Annotated in this window: 20 protein-coding genes and 2 tRNA genes; 13 read left to right on the top strand and 9 right to left on the bottom strand. The window is 70.0% G+C overall.

Annotation, left to right across the window (positions count from 1 at the left end; all coding sequences use genetic code 11):
- Positions 1-312: 312 nt before the first annotated feature.
- On the bottom strand, positions 313-1812 hold the full coding sequence (gene tig, locus AB0C35_RS39620) for a trigger factor (protein WP_358467549.1): 1500 nt from the start codon (positions 1810-1812) through the stop codon (positions 313-315).
- 321 nt (positions 1813-2133) lie between these two features.
- Between tig and AB0C35_RS39615 the strand changes: the two genes are divergently transcribed.
- Positions 2134-3312, top strand: a complete 1179-nt coding sequence (locus AB0C35_RS39615) for a DMT family transporter (protein ID WP_358467547.1) — start codon at positions 2134-2136, stop codon at positions 3310-3312.
- Positions 3313-3432: 120 nt separating this feature from the next.
- On the opposite strand, the gene AB0C35_RS39610 is transcribed toward AB0C35_RS39615, so the two are convergent.
- A complete protein-coding gene (locus AB0C35_RS39610; RefSeq protein ID WP_358467639.1) occupies positions 3433-5979 on the bottom strand; it encodes a Tex family protein in 2547 nt (848 codons plus the stop codon).
- Between the two features lie 322 nt (positions 5980-6301).
- Here AB0C35_RS39610 and AB0C35_RS39605 point away from each other — a divergent pair, with 322 nt between their 5' ends.
- Together AB0C35_RS39605 and AB0C35_RS39600 are read left to right on the top strand one after the other, a co-directional pair.
- Positions 6302-7609 (top strand): sensor domain-containing protein, encoded by a 1308-nt coding sequence (locus tag AB0C35_RS39605; protein ID WP_358467545.1) that lies wholly within the window; start codon positions 6302-6304, stop codon positions 7607-7609.
- Complete coding sequence (locus AB0C35_RS39600) at positions 7561-8205, top strand: response regulator transcription factor (RefSeq protein ID WP_358467543.1); 645 nt, start codon at positions 7561-7563, stop codon at positions 8203-8205. Before AB0C35_RS39605 ends, AB0C35_RS39600 begins: the two co-directional genes overlap by 49 nt.
- Before the next feature lie 19 nt (positions 8206-8224).
- Here the strand turns inward: AB0C35_RS39600 and AB0C35_RS39595 are convergent, their stop codons facing one another.
- The gene (locus tag AB0C35_RS39595; RefSeq protein WP_358467541.1) at positions 8225-8644 is read right to left on the bottom strand and encodes a cupin domain-containing protein; all 420 of its coding nucleotides are present in this window, start codon (positions 8642-8644) and stop codon (positions 8225-8227) included.
- Between the two features lie 61 nt (positions 8645-8705).
- Between AB0C35_RS39595 and AB0C35_RS39590 the strand changes: the two genes are divergently transcribed.
- From AB0C35_RS39590 to AB0C35_RS39575, 4 genes are all read left to right on the top strand, one after another.
- Positions 8706-9182 carry a MarR family winged helix-turn-helix transcriptional regulator gene (locus tag AB0C35_RS39590; protein WP_358467539.1) on the top strand — a complete coding sequence of 159 codons (477 nt, stop codon included), beginning with the start codon at positions 8706-8708 and terminating at the stop codon, positions 9180-9182.
- 195 nt (positions 9183-9377) lie between these two features.
- Entirely contained in the window at positions 9378-11219 is a 1842-nt protein-coding gene (locus AB0C35_RS39585) for a glycosyl hydrolase family 18 protein (protein WP_358467537.1), read from the top strand.
- Between the two features lie 159 nt (positions 11220-11378).
- Entirely contained in the window at positions 11379-12203 is an 825-nt protein-coding gene (locus tag AB0C35_RS39580; protein ID WP_358467535.1) for an alpha/beta fold hydrolase, read from the top strand.
- Positions 12200-12583: an HAD family hydrolase gene (locus AB0C35_RS39575; protein WP_358467533.1), complete on the top strand. Its 384-nt coding sequence runs from the start codon at positions 12200-12202 to the stop codon at positions 12581-12583. Before AB0C35_RS39580 ends, AB0C35_RS39575 begins: the two co-directional genes overlap by 4 nt.
- 52 nt (positions 12584-12635) lie before the next feature.
- Here the strand turns inward: AB0C35_RS39575 and AB0C35_RS39570 are convergent, their stop codons facing one another.
- Complete coding sequence (locus tag AB0C35_RS39570; RefSeq protein WP_358467531.1) at positions 12636-13217, bottom strand: YceI family protein; 582 nt, start codon at positions 13215-13217, stop codon at positions 12636-12638.
- A 122-nt stretch (positions 13218-13339) separates the two neighbouring features.
- Between AB0C35_RS39570 and AB0C35_RS39565 the strand changes: the two genes are divergently transcribed.
- The 5 genes from AB0C35_RS39565 to AB0C35_RS39545 all read left to right on the top strand — a co-directional run bounded on the left by AB0C35_RS39565 (position 13340) and on the right by AB0C35_RS39545 (position 17529).
- Positions 13340-13717 carry a helix-turn-helix domain-containing protein gene (locus tag AB0C35_RS39565; protein WP_358467529.1) on the top strand — a complete coding sequence of 126 codons (378 nt, stop codon included), beginning with the start codon at positions 13340-13342 and terminating at the stop codon, positions 13715-13717.
- A gap of 105 nt (positions 13718-13822) precedes the next feature.
- Positions 13823-13954 carry a hypothetical protein gene (locus AB0C35_RS39560; protein WP_358467527.1) on the top strand — a complete coding sequence of 44 codons (132 nt, stop codon included), beginning with the start codon at positions 13823-13825 and terminating at the stop codon, positions 13952-13954.
- On the top strand, positions 13941-16565 hold the full coding sequence (gene alaS, locus AB0C35_RS39555) for an alanine--tRNA ligase (RefSeq protein ID WP_358467525.1): 2625 nt from the start codon (positions 13941-13943) through the stop codon (positions 16563-16565). The genes AB0C35_RS39560 and alaS overlap by 14 nt, the downstream gene beginning before the upstream one ends.
- Positions 16566-16624: 59 nt before the next feature.
- The gene (locus AB0C35_RS39550) at positions 16625-17116 is read left to right on the top strand and encodes a hypothetical protein (protein WP_358467523.1); all 492 of its coding nucleotides are present in this window, start codon (positions 16625-16627) and stop codon (positions 17114-17116) included.
- Positions 17117-17259: 143 nt separating this feature from the next.
- A complete protein-coding gene (locus tag AB0C35_RS39545; protein ID WP_358467521.1) occupies positions 17260-17529 on the top strand; it encodes a WGxxGxxG family protein in 270 nt (89 codons plus the stop codon).
- 74 nt (positions 17530-17603) lie between these two features.
- Here AB0C35_RS39545 and AB0C35_RS39540 read toward each other — a convergent pair.
- Positions 17604-17677: transfer RNA gene (locus AB0C35_RS39540), tRNA-Pro, on the bottom strand.
- Between the two features lie 124 nt (positions 17678-17801).
- Here AB0C35_RS39540 and AB0C35_RS39535 point away from each other — a divergent pair.
- Positions 17802-17872 (top strand) — tRNA-Gly (locus AB0C35_RS39535).
- A 244-nt stretch (positions 17873-18116) separates the two neighbouring features.
- Here the strand turns inward: AB0C35_RS39535 and AB0C35_RS39530 are convergent.
- The 4 genes from AB0C35_RS39530 to mobC form a co-directional block, all read right to left on the bottom strand.
- Positions 18117-18323 (bottom strand): DNA-binding protein, encoded by a 207-nt coding sequence (locus AB0C35_RS39530; protein ID WP_358467519.1) that lies wholly within the window; start codon positions 18321-18323, stop codon positions 18117-18119.
- Positions 18324-18325: 2 nt separating this feature from the next.
- Positions 18326-18859: a hypothetical protein gene (locus tag AB0C35_RS39525; protein ID WP_358467517.1), complete on the bottom strand. Its 534-nt coding sequence runs from the start codon at positions 18857-18859 to the stop codon at positions 18326-18328.
- Positions 18860-19054: 195 nt separating this feature from the next.
- Entirely contained in the window at positions 19055-20587 is a 1533-nt protein-coding gene (locus tag AB0C35_RS39520; RefSeq protein WP_358467515.1) for a hypothetical protein, read from the bottom strand.
- Entirely contained in the window at positions 20584-20772 is a 189-nt protein-coding gene (gene mobC, locus AB0C35_RS39515; RefSeq protein ID WP_358467513.1) for a plasmid mobilization relaxosome protein MobC, read from the bottom strand. The genes AB0C35_RS39520 and mobC overlap by 4 nt, the downstream gene beginning before the upstream one ends.
- Positions 20773-20903: the final 131 nt, after the last annotated feature.

Here is a 20903-nt window from a genome sequence, read left to right as displayed (position 1 = left end):
GCTCACCGGTGTTCCTCCGGTCCTTTTTAATCGGTTCGGATGATTGGACATTAACGCGCGTACGGGCTTGCTTAAGCCCGGGGGGCCGCCTTTTCGCCAGGGGCGTACCCGCGCGGCACCGGATGCCTCCCGACACTCCCGGCGATCTTCATGAAGGCGACATCCCCCCGGGGACGTCTCCCACACCCGTTTCACACCGCTCCGCCCCCTTGGCTCGCACTCCTCCGAGCAGCCGCCCCCAAAGCAGACGCCCCGCACCCGGTGACCGGATGCGGGGCGCGTGCCCGATGCTCAGAGAACGTCCAGGACGACCTAGGAGTCCTTGTCCTGCGCGTCCTTCGCGTCGGCGGCCGGGGCCTCCGCTGCGGAGTCCTCAGCCGTCTGCGCGGGCTCCTCCCCGGCGTCCCCGGCGGTCTCGGCGTCCTCGGTGCCGTCGGTGTCCTGGGCGCCGTCGGCGTCCTCGGCCTGGACGGTCTCGCCCGTCTCGCCGTTCAGCTCACGCTGCACGGCCTCGACGTCGATCTCGTTGCCGGACTCGTCCTTGACGGTGACGTGCTCGACGACGAGGTTCAGCGCCTTGCTGCGCAGCACCTCCGAGACGATGGCCGGGAGCTGGTTGTTCTGGGTGAGGTACTCGGCGAGCTGCTGCGGCTGCACGCCCATCTGCATCGCCTGCGTGACGACGTACTCGCTGAGCTCCTCGTTCTCGACGTTCAGCTCCTCCTGGACGGCGAGCTGGTCGAGCACGAACCCGCCCTTGACCGCGAGCCGGGCCGCGTCGGCGACCTCGGTGTCGAACTCCTCCGCGGTCTTCTCCTCGCCGGAGAGGTAGTCGTCCTTGGTCATGCCCGCCATCTGCAGCTGCTGCTCCAGCTGCTGGTTGCGGCGGCCGATCTCCTCCTCCACGACCTTGTCGGGGAGCGGGATCTCGACCTTCTCCAGCAGCGCTTCGAGGGCCTTGTCGCGCGCATCGGACAGCTGCTGCATCTTCACCTGCCGGCCGAGCCGCGAGCGGACGTCGTCGCGGAGCTCGCCGATGGTGTCGAACTCGCTGGCGAGCTGGGCGAACTCGTCGTCCAGGTCGGGCAGGTTCTTCACCTTGACGCCCTGCACGGTGACGGTGATCTCGGCCTCCTCGCCGGCGTGCTCACCGCCGGCCAGGGTGCCGGTGAACGTCTTGTCCTCGCCGGCGGCCAGGCCGATGAGCGCCTCGTCCAGGCCCTCGACGGCCGACTTGCTGCCGACCTCGTAGGAGTAGCCGCTGGTGGAGGCGTCCTCGATCTCCTCGCCGTCGATCCGCGCGACCAGGTCGACGGTGGCGAAGTCGCCCTCCTCGACGGCCCGCTCGGCGTTGGTGAGGGACGCGAACCGCTCGCGCAGGTTGTCGATCGTCTCGTCGACCTGCTCGTCGGTGACCTCGGCGTCGTCCACCACGACCTCGAGGCCGTCGTAGTCGGGCACCTCGAACTTCGGCCGGATGTCGACCTCGGCGGTGAACGCGAACTGGGTGCCGTCCTCCAGCTCGGTCACCTCGACCTCGGGCTGTCCGAGCACGAAGATCTCGGACTCCTCGACGGCGCGGCCGTACAGCTCGGGAAGCGCGTCGTTGACCGCCTCCTGCAGGACCGCACCCCGGCCGACGTACTTGTCGATCAGCGGGGCGGGAACCTTGCCGGGCCGGAAGCCCTTGATCCGCACCTGCTGCGAGATCTCCTTGTACGCCTTGTCGAGGTTCGGCTTGAGCTCGTCGAACGGAACCTCGACGGTGAGCTTGACCCGCGTGGGGGTCAGCTCCTCGACATCGGTCTTCACTGGGGTAGGTCTCCTTGATCGGGCGCTGTCTCGGCCGCGGCGTTCGACGCGTACTTCTTCTTGCCTTCGAGCTTGTTGCCTGCGAGCCCTCGGCCTGCACGCCTACGGGCCCGATACCCGGTCCGTCTGCGTCGTCACTCAGCCGGTCAGTCTCTCAGCGGCGCGGGCACGCCGAATACGGCTCCGCGCCTTCGCGCGGCCAAGTCTATGGGGTAGCGGCGCCGTGTGCGGACATCGGACGCCCACAAGACCGGCGAATCCGCGTCAACGATCCCGCACGGGCAGTGACATAACCCATCGGAACCCCCATACTCGTCCGGGATGAACGGGATAGCTGCGGCCTTCAGTGCGACCGGTCTCTACTACCTCGGGTTCGCCGTCTTCAAACTGGCGGCGGACCGGATGGCCCCGCTCCGGGGCAATCGCATCCTGCACATGATCTGGACGATCGTGAGCAACTGGATCTTCCTGATCGCGCTCGCGTTCGTGCTCGGCGGCCTCGGCCTGCAGATCCTCGCCCTGAGCATGCTGCCGCTGTCCACCGCCGTGCCGATCTTCATGTCCGGCATGGTCCCACTGCTGCTGATCGCGCTGGTGTTCTTCGGGGAGCGGCTCACCCCGCGCGAGTGGCTGAGCGTGGTGCTGATCGGCGCGGCGATCCTGCTGCTCACCGCGTCGCTCAGCGGGGACGAGCCGATCGGCTCGGCGGACGCGCCGCTGTGGAAGATCGCGGTGGTGGTCGCCCCGGCGGTGCTGGTGCCGGTGCTCATCCTGGTGCTCGGCGACTACCGGCCGGACGGCCGGCACGCCCGCCCGGTCACCGGGATCGCCTACGGGCTCAGCTCGGGCTTCCCGGTCGGCACCGCCGAGCTGGCGATCAAGGGCTGGAGCGACCACGCCGACGCCACCAGCCTGCGGATCGCGCTGACGCCGTGGCCGTATCTGACGGTGATCGCGGCGGCCATCGGGTTCGGGATCATGGTCATGGCGTTCCAGCGCTGCCGGGTGTCCATCGTGGCGACCGTGATGACGGTCAGCGCCAAGACCTACCTGCTGGCGATGGGCACGTTCATGTACGAGGAGCCGTGGCCGCGGGACGCGGCGTACTCCGCGATGCGGCTGGGCGCGCTGACATTGGGCGCGATCGCCGTCCTGCAGTTCCCCCGGCACAGGCCCGTCGCGGAGGAGCCCCGCGACTCCGGCGAGGCCGCCGCTTCCGCCAACGACCCGTTCGGCGGTTCCGCGGTGGGCGGGCCGGCGCTCGGGGGGCCGCAGTTCCGCCATGCGGACCAGCCGCTCCCCGGGGACGGGGAGTGGGCCGAGGACGGCACTCGGCACCCGCCGGTACCGCCGCAGCGTTCCCCGTACGCGCACGACCCGCTCGGCCAGGGCCCGTACAACCGGCCGGGGGCCGAGCCGCGGCCGCCGCGCCGGCCCGTCCGCCCGCAGAGCCCTACGGAGACGGGCAACGACGGACGCTGGCGCGGCTTCAGCGACTGACCGGTTCCCCCCACCCGCGCTCCCGCCCGCGCGTCCGCCCGCGCGCCCGCCCGCGCGTCCGTCCGATGTTCGTCGCGGCGTGTCGCCCTTGAGGCCGCGTTAAGGGCGACACGCCACAACTCAGCGGTTCTTGCGGTCCTTGGCGGGGAGGCCCTTGTCGAGGCCCGCGCGGCGGAGGGCGTCGGCCATGGCGCCGCCGCCGGGGGCGTCGCCGCCTCCCTGGCCGCCGCGTCCGCCACCGCGTTGCCCGCCGCGTGCGCCGCCTTGGCCTCCGCCCTGGCCTCCGCGTTGACCGGCGCCTTGGCCGCCCTGGCCGCCTCGTCCGCCGCCGCGGTTCTGGCGGCCGCCCCGGTCGCGCTGCTCACCGCGCCGGCCGCCGCCCTGCTGGTCACGGCCGCCCTGCCTGTCGCCGCCCTGCCCGTCACCGGCCTGCCTGTCGCGGCTCTGCCTGTCACCGCCCTGCTTGCCACCGCCCTGCCTGTCTCCACCTTGCTTGCCACCACCGGGCTCGTCGTCCAGCCGGAGCGTGAGGGAGATGCGCTTGCGCTGCAGGTCGACGTCCAGGACCTTGACGCGGACGATGTCGCCGGGCTTGGCGACATCACGCGGATCGGACACGAACTTGTCGGACATCGCGGAGATGTGGACGAGCCCGTCCTGGTGGACACCGACGTCCACGAAGGCGCCGAACGCGGCGACGTTGGTGACGACGCCCTCAAGGATCATGCCGGGTTCGAGGTCGGCGAGTTTGTCGACGCCCTCCTTGAACGTGGCGGTCTTGAACGCGGGGCGCGGGTCGCGGCCGGGCTTCTCCAGTTCGGCGAGGATGTCGGTGACGGTCGGCAGCCCGAACGTGTCGTCGACGAAGTCCGCGGGCCTGAGCGAGCGCAGCGCGGCCGTGTTGCCGACGAGCGCCTTGATGTCGTTGCCGGCCGCGTCCAGGATCCGGCGGACGACCGGGTACGCCTCCGGGTGCACGCTGGAGGCGTCGAGCGGGTCGTCCCCGCCGGGGATGCGCAGGAAGCCCGCGCACTGCTCGAACGCCTTCGGGCCGAGCCGCGGGACGTCCTTCAGCCCGCCGCGGGTCCGGAACGGGCCGTTGGCGTCGCGGTGGGCCACGATGTTCTCCGCGAGCCCGTCGCCGATGCCCGACACGCGGGTGAGCAGCGGCGCGGACGCGGTGTTGACGTCGACGCCGACGGCGTTCACGCAGTCCTCGACGACGGCGTCGAGCGACCGGGACAGCTTCACCTCGGAGATGTCGTGCTGGTACTGGCCGACGCCGATCGACTTCGGGTCGATCTTGACGAGTTCGGCGAGCGGGTCCTGGAGCCGGCGGGCGATGGAGACGGCGCCGCGCAGCGAGACGTCCATGCCCGGCAGTTCGCGTCCGGCGTACTCGGAGGCCGAGTACACCGACGCGCCGGCCTCCGACACCATGATCTTGGTGAGCTTGAGGTCGGGGTGCCGGGCCATCAGGTCGGCGGCGAGCTTGTCGGTCTCCCGGGAGGCCGTGCCGTTGCCGATGGAGACCAGGTCGACCTTGTGCTCGCGGGCGAGGCGGGCGAGCGTCTCGATCGACTCGTCCCACTTGCGGCGGGGTTCGTGGGGGTAGATCGTGTCGGTGGCGACGACCTTGCCCGTGGAGTCCACGACGGCGACCTTGACGCCGGTGCGCAGGCCGGGGTCCAGGCCCATCGTCGCCCGGGTCCCGGCCGGCGCGGCGAGCAGCAGGTCGCGCAGGTTCGCGGCGAACACGCGGGCCGCCTCGTCCTCCGCCTCCTGCCGGAGCCGGGTGCGCATGTCGATGCCGAGGTGGACGAGGATGCGGGTGCGCCACGCCCAGCGGACGGCGTCCGACAGCCACTTGTCGGCCGGACGGCCCTGGTCGGTGATCCGGAACCGGCGCGCGATCTCCACCTCGTACGAGCTGCGCGCGCCTTCCTCCGGTGCCTCTTCGGGCTCCAGGTCGAGGTCGAGGACCTCTTCCTTCTCGCCGCGGAACAGCGCGAGGACACGGTGCGAGGGCAGCCTCGTGAACGGCTCGGCGAACTCGAAGTAGTCGGAGAACTTCGCGCCCGCCTCCTGCTTGCCGTCCCGGACCCGCGAGACCACCCGGCCCCGGTTCCACATGCGTTCGCGGAGGGCGCCGATGAGGTCGGCGTCCTCGGCGAAGCGTTCGACGAGGATGGCCCGCGCGCCCTCCAGCGCGGCGGCCGCGTCGGCGACGCCCTTGTCCGCGTCCACGTAGTCGCCTGCGGCGGCCTGCGGATCGTGGGACGGGTCGTCCAGCAGCAGGGCGGCGAGCGGTTCGAGACCGGCCTCGCGGGCGATCTGCGCCTTGGTGCGCCGCTTCGGCTTGTACGGGAGGTAGATGTCCTCCAGCCGCGCCTTGGAGTCGGCCGCGATGATCTGGGCTTTGAGCGCGTCGTCGAGCTTGCCCTGCGACTCGATCGACTCCAGGATCGCGGCGCGGCGCTCGTCCAGCTCGCGCATGTAGCGCAGCCGCTCCTCCAGCGCGCGCAGCTGCGCGTCGTCGAGGGTGCCGGTCGCCTCCTTGCGGTAGCGGGCGATGAACGGGACGGTCGCCCCGCCGTCGAGCAGGTCCACCGCGACCCGCACCTGTCCCTCGCCGACACCGATCTCCTCGGCGATGCGCTGGGTGATGGGCCGGACCGCGGGCTCGGTGCCCTGCTGGCCGGTGGACGTCTGGCTGGTGGTCGCTGTCACAGCTTGAATTCGCTTTCTCCCCTGGATGTCAGCGTGCATTGTCCAGGGAACGGGCCTCGTTGTCTTGTCACCGCGGTGTCTTGTTACCGCTCGATCGCCGTCGAACACGTGGTTGCGCCAGGTGCGGGGTAGGTCTAGGCCCCCTGCTCGGGCCCGTAAGAGTGGGCTTAGCACCACCGAGCCCTGGACCGGGGCAGACCACAATGAGGGGATCGGAATCAACCGGATTGACCGGATGGAAACGCCCACGGAGGACCAGGTGAGCGAACGCCAGCGCGTCGTCGAGCTGCTCGCACAGTACGCACGGCGCGTCTACACGAGTTTCCTCCGCGGGGTCGTCCAGATCGTGCTGGCGTTCACGGTGAACCTGCCGCTGTTCATCCTCGCGGTGTTGTCGCTGGTGTTCATCCCGCTGGGCGTGGGGGTCGTGCTGACACCGGTCGTGTTCCAGGCGATCCGCACGATCGCCAACCAGCAGCGGGTGTGGGCGGCCGAGTGGTCGGGCGTGCAGATCGCCGTCCCCTACCGGCCGGAGCCGCCGGGCGGGCTCGGCCCGTTCGCGCGCCTGCGGTGGCTGCTGGCCGATCCGGCGTCGTGGCGGGACCTGCTGTGGACGTTCGTGAGCATCCCGGTCGCGCTCGTCCTCGGGATCCTGGCGGGCGGTCTGGCGGTGTACGGGTTGGAGGGCGTTCTCGTCGCGCCGTGGTTCGCGCTGTTCGGAACCTTCGGCTGGGGCCCGTTCTGGATGCTGGACGACTACGGGCTGCTCGGCTTGGTCGGCCCGATCGTCCTCGGGGCCGGGATGGTGGCGGCGTCCGTCCCGCTGGGGCCGGTGTTCCTGAAGGCGCTCGCGCTGTTCGGCCGGTCGCTGCTGGCGCCGACGCGGGGCGCCCTGACCGAGCGCGTCCAGCGGCTCACCGAGACGCGGTCGGAGACGGTCGACGCGTCCGCCGCCGAGCTGCGCCGCATCGAGCGGGACCTGCACGACGGCGCGCAGGCGCGGCTCGTCGCGCTGAGCATGAACATCGGGCTCGCCGAGGAGATGATGAAGCACGATCCTGAGACCGCGCGGCAGTTGCTCGCCGAGGCCCGCGCCGCCAGCGGGACGGCCCTGACCGAGCTGCGCGACCTGGTCCGGGGCATCCACCCGCCGGTCCTGGCCGAGCGGGGTCTGGACGGGGCCGTCCGGGCGCTGGCGCTGACCCTGCCGCTGCCCGTGGACGTCCATGTCGATCTCCCCGGGCGTCCGGACGCCCCCGTCGAGTCGGCGGCGTACTTCGCGGTGGCGGAGATGCTCGCCAACGTGGTGAAGCACTCGGGCGCACGGCGTGCGTGGCTCCAGATCGAGCACTCGGACGGCCGGCTGCTTATGATCATCGGGGACGACGGGACGGGCGGCGCCGACCCCGCGCGGGGCTCCGGCATGCGCGGCATCGAGCGCCGGCTCGCGGCCTTCGATGGGACGATGGCCGTGACGAGCCCGCCCGGCGGGCCGACCGTCGTGACCATGGAGCTGCCGTGCGCGTTGTCATCGCCGAAGATCTCGCCCTCCTCCGAGACGGGCTGATCCGCCTGCTCGGGGCGTTCGGGTTCGAGGTCGTCGAGGCCGTCGACAACGGCCCGTCGCTGTTGCGGGCGCTCACCACGCACCGTCCGGACGTGGCGGTCGTGGACGTGCGGCTCCCGCCGACGTTCACCGACGAGGGCCTGAAGGCGGCGCTGGAGGCGCGGCGGGAGATCCCCGGGCTGCCGTTGCTGGTGCTGTCGCAGCACGTGGAGCAGCTGTACGCGCGGGAGCTGCTGTCCGACAGCCGGGGCGGCATCGGCTACCTGCTGAAGGACCGGGTGTCGGACGTCAAGGTGTTCGTGGAGGCGGTGCGCCGGGTCGCGGACGGCGGCACCGCCCTCGACCCGGACGTGGTGGCGCAGCTGCTGACCCGGCACGCCCGCGAGGAGCCGCTGCAGCGGCTGACCCCCCGCGAGCGCGAGGTGCTCGGGCTGATGGCCGAGGGCCGCTCGAACGCGGCGATCGCCGGGAAGCTGTTCGTCACCGAGAAGGCGATCAGCAAGCACACCAACAGCATCTTCGGCAAGCTCGGGCTGCCGCAGTCCGAGGACGACAACCGGCGGGTCCTCGCCGTCCTCGCCTACCTGGGCGCCTGACGGCTCGACCGCGCCGGGGTCACCGCGCCCAGGGCGGGATGAGCCGCTCGTCGCCCTGGGGCGCGATCTCGCATTTCGTCTCGTCCACGACCGCGTCCGGGTCGAAGGCGAGGCAGCCCGCGTGGGCGGCGACGACGGCGGTGAATCCGGCGTCGGGACGCGAGGTCATCTGGCGCGGCGCGTCGGCGGGCAGGACGACGGTGTCGCCGGGGCCCGCCTCCAGCTTGCGTCCGTCCAGGTCGATGGTGGCGGCGCCTTCCAGGAACGTCCAGACCTGCTCGGTGTCGAAGGCGTGCAGCGGGCCGGTCTTGCCCGGCGCCATGTCGACGCGCCAGACGGCGAGGCCCCGCGTGCCGCCTTGGGTGGGCGTCGCGAAGGTGGTCATGGTGCCGTTGGGCGTCTCGGTGCGGCGGCTTTCGGCGTCGCGGATGAGCGTCATGAGCCCCGATCCCCTAAGTTAGACAATGTGGTTGTCCATATAGTCAATGAGGTTGTCTTCTATGTCAAGTGACGGCGACGCCCCGGGATTCGAGCTGCCGCTGCGGCTCTTCCTCGCCTTCCGGGTGATCATCGATGAGCTGCACGCCGAACTGGCCGACCAGGGGCATCCCGACCTGCGCCCGATGCACGGCTTCGTGTTCCAGGCGATCGGCCCGGACGGCACGACGGCCGTGGAGCTCGGCCGCCGGCTCGGGGTGTCCAAGCAGGCCGCGGGCAAGATGGTCGAGTCGCTGGAGCGGATCGGCTATGTCGAGCGCACCGCCGACCCGTCCGACGCCCGGCGCAAGATCGTCCGGCTGACGGCGCGGGGCGCGGACTCCCTGGACCGGTCCGCGCGGATCTTCGACCGGATCCGGGACGACTGGGTGCGGCGGCTGGGCGCCGGCCGCGTCCGCGCTCTGGAGCACGACCTCCGGCAGGTCACCCCCGCAGACATGTGGCGGCTGGACTTCCCCGGCTGGTTCGGGACGCCGTGAAGATTCTTTCCGGGAACGTCCGCCCGTATGTGCCCAGGCAGCCGCTTAGACCACCGATCGCGGGCGTTCACGGGCCGTCCCGGACCCCTTGAACGCACCGTTCCACCCGGTTACCATCTGGCCAATTCTTAGGAAACTTTCCTAAGAATTGAGCGGGGATTCCTGTTTGCTCGGGGGCCGAACGAACGGAGAATCATGTCAAGACCGGGCGGACGGCGGGCCATGGCGCTCGCCGGCGCGACATCACTGGCGGTGGCCACCGCCCTGCTCACGGCGCCACCGGCGTCGTCGGCGGGGACGGTCACCGCCACCTGTACCAAGACCCAGGACTGGGGCACGGGCTTCGGCGGCACGTGCACGATCACCAACGGGACGGACGCGTCCCTGAACGGCTGGACCCTCGAGGCCGACATGCCGTCCGGTACGGCCGTGACGTCGGTGTGGGACGCGACCAAGAGCGTCTCCGGCAACCACTACACGTTCACCAACGCCGGCTGGAACGGGACACTCGCTGCCGGCGCCAAGGCCAGCTTCGGGTTCAACGGGACCGGGCCCGGCTGGTTCACCGGCTGCACGGTCAACGGCGCGGCCTGCGACGGCTCCGGCGGGCCCGGCGGACCCGGCGACGACACCGAGGCGCCCGCCGCCCCGTCCGGTCTGCGGACCACCGGCAAGACCGCCACGAGCGTCTCGCTGGCGTGGAACGCGTCAACCGACAACGTCGGCGTCACCGGCTACGACGTCTACAACGGCAGCGCGAAGGCCGCCTCCGTGACCGGCACGAGCGCGACCGTCAGCGGGCTGTCGGCCGGCACCGCCTACTCCTTCACCGTCAGGGCCCACGACGCCGCCGGGAACAGCTCCCCCGCGTCCGCCTCCGTCTCGGTCACCACCGAGGAGGGCGGCGGCGGCCCCGGGAACGGCGGCGAGAAGGTCATCGGATACTTCGCCGAGTGGGGCGTCTACCAGCGCAACTACCACGTCAAGAACATCGAGACGAGCGGGTCCGCCGACAAGCTGACCCACATCAACTACGCCTTCGGCAACGTCCAGGGCGGCCAGTGCACCATCGGCGACGCCTACGCCGCCACCGACAAGGCCTACACCGCCGCCCAGAGCGTCGACGGCGTCGCCGACACCTGGGACCAGCCGCTGCGCGGCAACTTCAACCAACTCCGCAAGCTGAAGAAGCTGCACCCGGACCTGAAGGTGATCTGGTCGTTCGGCGGCTGGACGTGGTCGGGCGGCTTCGGCCAGGCCGCGCAGAACCCGGCCGCGTTCGCCGAGTCCTGCTACAACCTGGTCGAGGACCCGCGCTGGGCGGACGTGTTCGACGGCATCGACATCGACTGGGAGTACCCGAACGCCTGCGGCCTCACCTGCGACACCAGCGGCCCGGAGGCGCTGGAGAACCTGCTGTCGGCGCTGCGCTCCAAGTTCGGCTCGAACAACCTCGTGACGGCCGCGATCACCGCCGACGCCAGCGCCGGCGGAAAGATGGACGCGACCGACTACGCGGGCGCCGCCCAGTACGTCGACTGGTATATGCCCATGACCTACGACTACTTCGGCGCCTGGGCCGCCCAGGGACCGACGGCACCGCACTCGCCGCTGACGTCCTACCCGGGCATCCCGCAGCAGGGCTTCAACAGCGCCGACACCATCGCCAAGCTGAAGTCGAAGGGCATCCCGGCGAGCAAGCTGCTGCTGGGCATCGGCTTCTACGGCCGCGGCTGGACGGGCGTCACCCAGTCCGAGCCGGGCGGGACCGCGACGGGAGCCGCACCCGGCACCTACGAGGCCGGCATCGAGGACTACAAGGTCCTCAAGGGCCGGTGTCCCGCGACCGGCACCGTCGCCGGCACCGCGTACGCCAAGTGCGGCAGCCAGTGGTGGAGCTACGACACACCGTCCACCATCGGCGGGAAGATGACCTACGCCCAGAACGAGGGCCTGGCGGGCGCCTTCTTCTGGGAGCTCAGCGGCGACACCGCGAACGGTGAGCTGATCACCGCGATCAAGAACGGTCTCGGCTGAGCCGTTCGCCATAGGGGGACCTCCCAGCCCCCGCAGGCAGCCGAGACATCGGGCCCCTGACCACCTTGGACGCCGGTCAGGGGCCCGTTCCACGCGTTGCGGGCGAAGGCACGAGGATATGGAGAGGGTTGTTCGTCCGACGACGTTAGGAGCTTTCCCTTGCACGACTGGACGCTGGGCAAGACGTACCGGAGCAAGGCCGGTGAGGTCCGGTGGGACGTGCATGGGGACGAGCACGCGGACCCGGTCGTCCTCCTGCACGGCACTCCGTTCTCGTCCTACGTGTGGCGTGGTGTCGCGCGCGCTCTGGCGACGACCCACCGCGTGTACGTGTGGGACATGCCGGGGTACGGGACGTCCGAGATGAGCGCCGGGCAGGACGTCTCGCTGGCCGCGCAGGGCGAAGTCTTCACCGAACTGCTGGCGCATTGGGGTCTGCACGAGCCGTATGTCGTGGCGCATGACTTCGGCGGTGCCGTGGCCCTCCGGGCGCACCTCCTGCACGGCGCCCGCTATCGTGCCCTCGCGCTTGTCGATCCCGTGGCGCTCGCCCCGTGGGGGTCGCCGTTCTTCCGTCTGGTCGGGGCCAACGCGGAGGTTTTCGAGCAGCTCCCGCCAGCGCTGCACGGGGCGCTCGTCCGCGAATACGTGTCGTCCGCGAGCAACCGTGGCCTGCACCCAGCGGCCCTGGAGGCGCTGGTGGACCCTTGGCTGGGGGACGCCGGGCAGCCGGCGTTCTACCGGCAGATCGCCCAGGCGGACCAGCACTACACCGACGAGGTCCAAGGCCGCTACGGCGAGCTGACACTCCCGGTCCTGATCTGCTGGGGCGCCTCCGACACCTGGATCCCCGTCGCCAAGGGCCATGAGCTGGCCGCCCTCGTCCCCGGTTCGCGCCTCCACCTGATCGACGGGGCCGGGCATCTGGTGCAGGAGGACGCGCCCGCCGAGCTGACCGCCGCGCTCGCCGGCTTCCTCACATGATCGCGGCAGTGCTGTTCGACCTCGACGGGACGCTCCTCGACCATGAGGGCGCGGCGGCCGAGGCGATCATCCGCTCGTTCCCGGACGCGGACCCGGCGTGGCTCGTCCCCCGCTGGACGGAGCTGAGCGAGGCGGCGATCGACCGGTACCTCGCGGGCGAGCTGAGCCTCGCCGCGCAGCGCCGCGCCCGGATCGTCCCGCTGGCCCGGGAACTGGGGCTCGGGGACTGGGACGACGCCCGCGCCGATGCGCAGATCGCCCGGTTCCTGGCCCTGTACCAGGCGGCCTGGCGCCCGTTTCCCGAGGCGGGGCGGGTCCTGGACGACCTGGAGGTCTCGCGCATCACGTCACTGGACGCGCTCCCCCGCCTGGTCGGGTGATCCCCGCGGGCGGCGCCGACCGTGTCCCGGCGCCGCCCGGCGCGCATCCGGGTCAGGACGTCTGGAGGCTCGCCTGGATCTCCAGGATGATCTGGACTTTGTCGCTCAGCCCGAGCCCGTTGCCGCCCGGCACCTTCGTGGTGTCGCCGACACCGAACTCCAGCCTGCTGATCTCGCCGGTCGCGGTGAAACCGGCGCGTGCGCCCTTGAACGGGTCGTCCTGCCGGAACGGGTCCGGACCGAACCCGCCCAGTTCCAGATTGAGCGGGACCTGCTTGGTCAGGCCGCGCAGCGTCAGCTCGCCGTCCAGGACGAAATCGTCCCCGTCGGGACGCACGCCGGTGGAGCGGTACGTCATCGTCGGGTACGTCTCGACGTCGAGGAAGTCCGCGGACCTGACATGCGCGTCGCGCTGGGCGTTGCCGGTGTCGATCGAGGCCAGGTCGATCGTCGCGGTCACCGACGACCCGGTGGGGTCGTCGCCGGTCACGACCGTCCCCTCGAACGTCCCGAAGCGCCCGCGGACCTTGCTGACCATCAGGTGCCTGATGGTGAAGCCGACGTCGGAGTGGACGGGGTCGATGGTCCAGGTTCCGGCGATGTAGCCGGGGATCTCGACAAGCTCGGCGGTCATCGTGTCTCCTAGGGTTACGAGTAGTAAGGCGGTTCCGATGCGGAACCGCCTCCATGGTGCGGACACCCCGGGAGTCGGCACAAGAAGGCACTTTTTTCTGCCCTGGTCACTTGGAGATAACCATGGAGCACACGGCGGCGAACTGCCGGGCCCGCGAGATCCTCGACCGCGTCGGCGACAAGTGGTCGCTGCAGGTGATCTCACTGCTCGGCGAGCGCACCAAGCGCTTCACCGAACTCAAGCGCGAGATCGACGGCATCAGCCAGCGAATGCTCACCGTCACGCTGCGCGGCCTGGAACGCGACGGCATCGTCAGCCGCACCGTGTACCCGGTGATGCCGCCGCGCGTGGACTATTCGCTCACCCCGATGGGCGCGACGCTGATGGACGCGGCCAGCACCCTCGTGAGATGGGCGGAATCCCACCTCAACGACATCGACGCCGCCCGCGCCGACTACGACATCCGTACCGCGGAGGCGGAGGCCCTCAAGGCACCGTGAGATCCGCGCCGCAGAAGACGCACATCCAGGACTCCGAAGACGCAGGCGTGGTGCGACGCGAAATTCATGTGCCGTCGCTCGGCGCAGGGCGGTAGTTTCGAGGCGATGGACTTTCACGAGGTGGGACGGCGAGCTAGCCGCGCCGAGCTGGGGGACGAGCAGTCGTGCCCGGCCCGGCTCGGCGGTGTGGGCCGTCATCCCATCGACCTCGTGAGGCCGTCCCATGCGCTCGACTGACATACGTTCGACATTCCTGGACTTCTTCCAGAAGCGCGACCACCGCGTCGTGCCGTCCAGCCCGCTGATCCCGTCCGATCCCACACTTCTGCTGGCGAACGCGGGCATGAACCAGTTCAAGCCCTACTTCCTCGGCGAGACCACACCCGAACACCCTCGCGCGGTGTCCGTGCAGAAGTGCGCACGTACGTCCGACATTGAGAACGTGGGCCGCACGACCCGGCACGCGACGTTCTTCGAAATGCTCGGCAACTTCTCCTTCGGCGACTACTTCAAGGCGGAGGCGATCTCCTGGGCGTGGGAGCTTTTCACCCGCCACTACAACCTCGACCCAGAGCGTCTATGGGTCACCGTGTACCTGGACGACGAAGAGGCCGTACGCCTGTGGCGGCGCGTCGGCGTCCCCCAGGAGCGGATCCAGCGACTCGGCATGGAGGACAACTACTGGTCGATGGGCATACCCGGCCCTTGCGGACCGTCCTCCGAACTGCACTACGACCGGGGGCCGTCCTTCGGCCGTGAAGGCGGACCGGCCGTGGACGGCGAGCGCTACCAGGAACTGTGGAATCTGGTCTTCATGCAGAACCTCCGTGGGGAGGGCTCCGGCAAGGACGAATATCCGATTCTCGGTGAACTGCCTGCAAGGAACATCGACACAGGGCTCGGTCTCGACCGACTCGCCGCGATCCTGCAGGACGTGGACACGGTGTGCGAAACCGACCTGCTGGCGCCGACGTTCCGCCTCGTCCAGGAAATGGCGGGCCGCGAATACCCGGGACGCGCCGGCGAAGACTCCACGTCCATCCGCGTGGTCACCGAGCACGCGCGGTCGATCGCGTTCCTCATCGCCGACGGCGTCATGCCCGCGCGCGACGGCCGGGGCTACGTGCTGCGGCGCCTGATGCGCCGCACCGTCCGGCACGCGCGCAGGCTCGGCATCGACGACCTCGCCCTGCCGGCGCTGACGTCCAGCGTCATCGGCACCCTCGGCCGGGCATGGCCGGAGCTGGCACGGCAGTCCGAACTGATCCGCCAGGTCGTCACGGCCGAGGAAGAGGGCTTCGAGCGGACGCTGCGCCAAGGCTCCCGCCTCCTGGAATCGGCGATCGGCCGCGCGACCACCACCATCTCCGGGCGCACCGCGTTCGACCTGCACGACACCTACGGCTTCCCGATCGACCTGACCATCGACGCCGCACGTTCGGCAGGCCTCACCGTCGACGAAGACGAGTTCGCCGCGCTCCTCGAAGAACAGCGCCACAAGGCGCACCGGGCCGGCCAGGACAAGAAGGGCGACGCGGTGGCGCGCCAGGACACCTACCGGCGCATCACCGCCGAACACGGGCCGACGCATTTCGTCGGCCACGCGTCGACAACGGCGGAAACACGCGTCCAAGCGCTGCTCGGCCCGCACGGGACACTGAACACAGCGGGCAAAGGCGACGAAATCGAGGTGATCCTGACGCGCAGCCCGTTCTATGCGGAATCGGGCGGCCAGGTCGGTGACACGGGCACGGTGCGCACCTCCGGAGCGACCCTGCGAGTTCTGGACACCCGCCTCGGCCTCGACGATCTGCACGTGCACACCGTCCGCATACTGGACGGCGAACTGCGTCCCGGCGACGAGGCCGAGGCGGTCGTCGACGCGGACCGCCGGGCGGCCACCGCACGGTCGCACAGCGCCACCCACGTCCTGCACGCGATGCTGCGCCGGCTCCTCGGCGACCACGCGGCGCAACGCGGCTCCCGCGTCGAGCCCGGACGCCTGCGTTTCGACTTCGCGCACTTCTCCCCCGTCGACACCGGCCCCGTCCAGACCCTCGTCAATGACTACCTCCTCGACGACCCCGAAGTCCGGGTCTGGGAGGCGACCCGCGCCGAAGCCGAGGCGGCGGGCGCGCTCGCGCTGTTCGGCGAGAAGTACGGCCAGGACGTCCGCATCGTGGACATCGGCGACGCGTCCCGCGAACTGTGCGGAGGGACGCACGTCGGGCACGGATCCCAGGCGGGTCCCGTCCACATCGTCGGGGAATCGTCGATCGGCACGGGGCTGCGGCGCGTCGAGGCGCTCACCGGAGCCGATGCACTACGCCACCACGACCATCAGCGCGACATCCTCAACGAACTCGCGGCGATGCTGAACGTCCGTCCCGACCAGGCGCCCGACCGCTTGCGGCAACGCCTGGAAACCCTCGCGGAGACCCAGCGACACCTGGAAACCCTCCGCCAGGCGGGCCTGGACACTCAGGCGGAACACCTGGCGTCCCTCGCCGAGCCCGTACCCGGCGGATGGCTGGTCGCCCAGATGGTCCCGAGCAAGACCGGCGCAGACCTCCGCACCCTCACCACCAAGATCCTCACCCACCACAAGGGCCGCGGCATCGTCGTCCTGGGCACCGAAACAGAAGGCAAGGCGGCGCTCGTGGCAGCCGTCGCCGCGGACACCGGGATCCGCGCACGCGACCTGCTGACGGACGCGGCCCGCGAGGTCGGCGGCGGCGCCGGAGGCAAGGGCCCCATCGCGAACGCGGGCGGCCGCAACCCCGGCAACCTGCCGAAGGCGATCACCACCGCGGCACGGCAGGCCCGGGCACTCCTCGCCCTTGATTAGCCCAAAACTCCACGTATCGTACGAAACAGGACAGCGAGGGGAGCCTGAAAGTGCTGCGCATGTTCTGTTTCCACACCCTCGGAATCACCGTCGAAGACCTCTGCCTGGCCGACCCCGACCCCCGCGGCGGACACGAACGCGGCGTCCGCGTCGAACTGCGGCTGCTCGGCACACCGCCCTGGCGCGGCTCCCCCAACGCGTCCCAGCAGATCATCGCGGACCGGGCCGTCTGGCGGGCCGACTTCCTGGAGTCGGCCGCCGGCGGCCCGGGCTCCAAGGACCGCATGCACCACCACCCGGCCATGATCGACAGCGAGCCCGGCCCGCGCGTCTTCGCCCCCGGCCTCACCGCCGACCCCATGGGCTGGCTCAAACACCAGCTCTCCGACGTCCTCCCCCTCCTCGAAGCCGCCCACGTGGACGCCCACGCCCACCACGCCTCCGCCGAGGCCCTCCGCGAAGCGGTCCCCGAAGTCGTCGGCACCGTCGCGACCGTCCTCGGCGAGGTCCGCGCCGGCACCCTCGCCACCACGCCTATACGCCCCTCTTGACCTGCCCCGCCCCTTTCCCACGCTTCAGAAAAGCGTCAACAAACGGCGATCGCCAGGTATGAGGTGTTACGCGCCAGCCCTTCCGGGAACGGCCCGACACCGACTGGATCCGCCACTCATTACTGAAGGAAATGGGGAAGAGCATGCGCAAGTTCCTCGGAGCGGTGAGCCTGGCCGCCCTGGTCGCGTTCGGTCCCGCGGCACCCGCGTTCGCGGAACAGGCCGAGAAGCCGACCGTCCAGCAGGTGAAGCAGGCGCAGAACGAGGACGACGGCGGCAGCAAGGCGGGCCTGTGGGGCCTCCTCGGCCTCCTCGGCCTCCTCGGCGCGATGGGCATGAGGAAGTCCAAGCCGAAGGTCGGAACCGCGGAGAGCCGCACCGGCACCGGCCGTCGCGAAGGCCCGGGAATGTAGGACATGTCCCAGCATCCGGCCGCCGCCCGAGCGCGCCTCACGGCGTCGACCGAGCGGCGGCCCGGGACGTCACGTCGGGCTGGCGGGATTTGAACCCACGACCCCCGGCACCCAAAGCCGGTGCGCTACCAAACTGCGCTACAGCCCGCACACGATGACGCGAGAAGTCTAGACCCGATCGACCCCCGCCGCCGCTCCTTACCCCGCGCCCGCACCACCCCCGGAACCCTGTACGCTACGGGTTGGCGATCGAGGGCCCAGCCCTCCCGCTCGCGGGCGTAGCTCAATGGTAGAGCCCCAGTCTTCCAAACTGGCTACGCGGGTTCGATTCCCGTCGCCCGCTCTCTTGTTTCCCCAGGTCAGAGCCTTGTGGGGCGATCTTGATCGACCCTCTGAAGATCATTTGTCACCCATTTGTCACTGGGATCTGGCACGTCTGAGCGGCATCCTGGTTCAACTGCGAACCTTGGTGATCATGGTTTGAGCGTCTCTGGCGAAGATCGACACGGCGCAGGAGCAGGCAGCCTCAACGCCGAAGGCCCGGCTCCCGTCGGGGGGAACCGGACCTTCAGCCAGCGGACGTCTTTCTAGCTCGCTTCTCCCCCGAGCAGCCGACGCAGGTCGGCGGTGATGACGCGGTAGCTGGCCCCCACGCGGATCACCTTGCAGGGGAACTCTCCCGTCCGAGCGAGTTCGTAAGCGCGGGTGCGTCCGAGCCCGATGGCACGCGCGGCAGTCTCGATGTTCGTGGTGGTGGGCAGCGCGAGGAGTTCCTCGCGGCTCATCAACTCCATCTTCAGGCCCCCTTCCCCCGGCTCCTGGCCCATCGCGGACGTGGAGGCTGTCTACGTGGTGGCGCTTCGACGTTCGGTCCCGGGTCGTCCAGTTCAGGACGCGCTGAGGGTGTTGCGCTCCTCACGGGCGACCGGTGATCGTCCAGACGAGGAAGGCCGTTGACGGACTTGATCGCGCTCTGCGCGTGTCCGGCGGCGTCGCCGAGCCCGGTGGTGAGATGACGTGCGTGGAGGATGGCGCGGCTGTAGGCGTCCAGGACCTCGTCCAGGTCCGCTCCGTGATCGTGGCCGAGGCGGTGCTCTCGGTGCTCCCGCAGTAGGAACTCGTCCAACTGCCGCATGGTCTGGTCGAGCCCGTAGGCGGCCGACGCGAGAGCTCCCAGCACCGCATAGGCGGTCGCCGGCATCGTCAGACCCGGTGGTCCTGCGGTGGCACGGTTGAGGTCTCGGACGCGCTCGCGAAGGTCATGGACGATCTGCTCGGTCGCCCCGTCATCTTCGGAGGTGGCTCCGAGGTCGTAACGGTCATGGGTCATGCACATGCTCCTTGCTGCGTTGTCTTCCTGCGTCTCGTGCAGGGGTAAGCGCGGTCATGGCTCGTCCTTCCTCGCGGGAGTGACAGGTAGGTTCACCTGGCACGCTTTGGTGTTCTTTACGCTCCGTAATTGTGCATGCGCGATGATCTTTACTCCACGATCTGCGTGCACGCGGCGTGTTCCGTCTGCCCCAGGTCAGCGCTTGGGGCCGCGACGGCGGGGCTGGTGGTCCCGGTCAGGGCGCGGGAGTCCCGCCGACTCCCGCCGCAAGCCATCACTCAGCGGTATGGGGAAGGACTCCGCCGCCAGTCGTCCGGCGTCCTGTACTTCGGCAACTCGGGGCGGCGTCGGTCGGACGAGCAAGGACGCTTGTCGCTGGACGGTACGAAGTCGTCCGGCGGCTTGCCGCGCTGCCCCAGCCTGCGCGGAACGTTGCTGCGACTCCCGATGGGCAGCGACCGCATCCATGATCTCCACCAGGTTGGCGATCAGGAACAGTAGCTCGACCGTGAGATCCCGACTCCGATCACGTTGGTCTCCCCTACCGATGTTGGTGACGGCCATGATCCGCGCGGCTACCCTCAGCCCGTTGCCGGACGAGGAAGTCGGAGAAGGGCGTCCGAACGGTTCCCGCGCAGCACGGTCGTAGACATCGGCGACCTTCGCAAGCTCCCTGTTCCCGGTGATATCCGCTGTCACGTGCAAGACGTCGGAGGCCGCAGATGCGACGTCCGCGCACACTCCCGGATCACTGGTATGTCGCATGTGCCAGGCCGCCGTAGCCGCCGCATGTGCGGCCTCCTGGTAGGCCGCGGTTCGCGCCTCATGGCCGAGAACCGGTTGCCGAGTCCTGGTCACCCGCCGCGCGGTCGGGGCGGTCAACCCCACACCCCACCGATACCGCAGCTTCGGCAATGTGAGGTCAGCGGCAAGCTTGCCTCCAGAGAAGTAGATCGGGGCGTTCGCGCTGTTCGTGTATCCCGGAACCGCTACCGCGTATCCGGTGATCTGGCCCGGTGTCTGGACACTGAATCTCAACCGGACCAGGAGACCGCGCTCACGCAGACCCACGAAGAACGCGTCTTCGCTCTCGGCGACCGCAGCCACTGTCGCCACCTGGCGGCGCAGACTGACGCGAGGCGGTTCCTCCAGGCCAGCGCGCTCTGCTCGTTCCCGTTCAGCGCGCGATGGACGCGGTGCCGCCGTCCCGTCCGCAGGCGCAGTGCGGAACAAGCCGTACCGCCGCTCGACGATCTGACACGCCGTCCGCGCCTTGAGGTAGTCCCGGGTGACGTTCGGTCTACGACCGTCCTCACGTGCAAGCGTTGCCACGACATGGATGTGATCGTCCGCGTGACGCACGGCGACCCACCGGCACGCCTCTGCATCGCCGCGTGGCGCAATGCCGGTCTGGTGCATCAGCTCCTCGGCGACGTCGGCCCACTCCTCATCCGTCAAGGCGCGGTCCGTGGGGGCCGTCCGGAGCGAGCACTGCCAGACCGGCTCGGCTGGCCGACTTCGCCTCATCGTCTCCAGCGGCGAGCGCAGCGCCTCGGCAACCGGACGGAGATCGCGCTTCCCGCTCGCGCGTCTTACTGGTTCCAGTGCAGCCGGGTGCCGGTACCCGGCAACGATGTGCGGGTCGGCGTGCTCGTTCCGCTTACCCGGCCCGTACAGGTAGCGCAACAGGTTCCCGACATCGGAGCCGCGAGTGACCTTCGCGATCACGGCAGACGCCTGCCGAGTTCCACGATGACGGCCTCCGCCCGCCGCACCACCTGGAAGCAGTACGCCGCCAACCACGACACCGATTCCGGGACCCCGTTGTAGGCGTTGGCATGGCGCACAAGCTGGTTGAGGTTGACCCCGACCGCGTTGACCTGACGGCTGGCATTCCGCAGCTCGGCATGCATCGCCACAAGCGCCCCGTCCAGGGGCCGCTGTTCATGGAGCCTTTTCCATCCTGATCGTGCTGGTCACGGGCTGGTTGCGGTAGGCGGATCCGGCCGGTGATGCGGCGAGGCCCCTGGTAGATGCGGAGTCG

Source organism: Spirillospora sp. NPDC048819 (genome assembly GCF_040650055.1).
In the GTDB taxonomy this organism is placed as follows: domain Bacteria; phylum Actinomycetota; class Actinomycetes; order Streptosporangiales; family Streptosporangiaceae; genus Spirillospora.
This window is presented reverse-complemented; position numbering and strand designations above follow the sequence as displayed.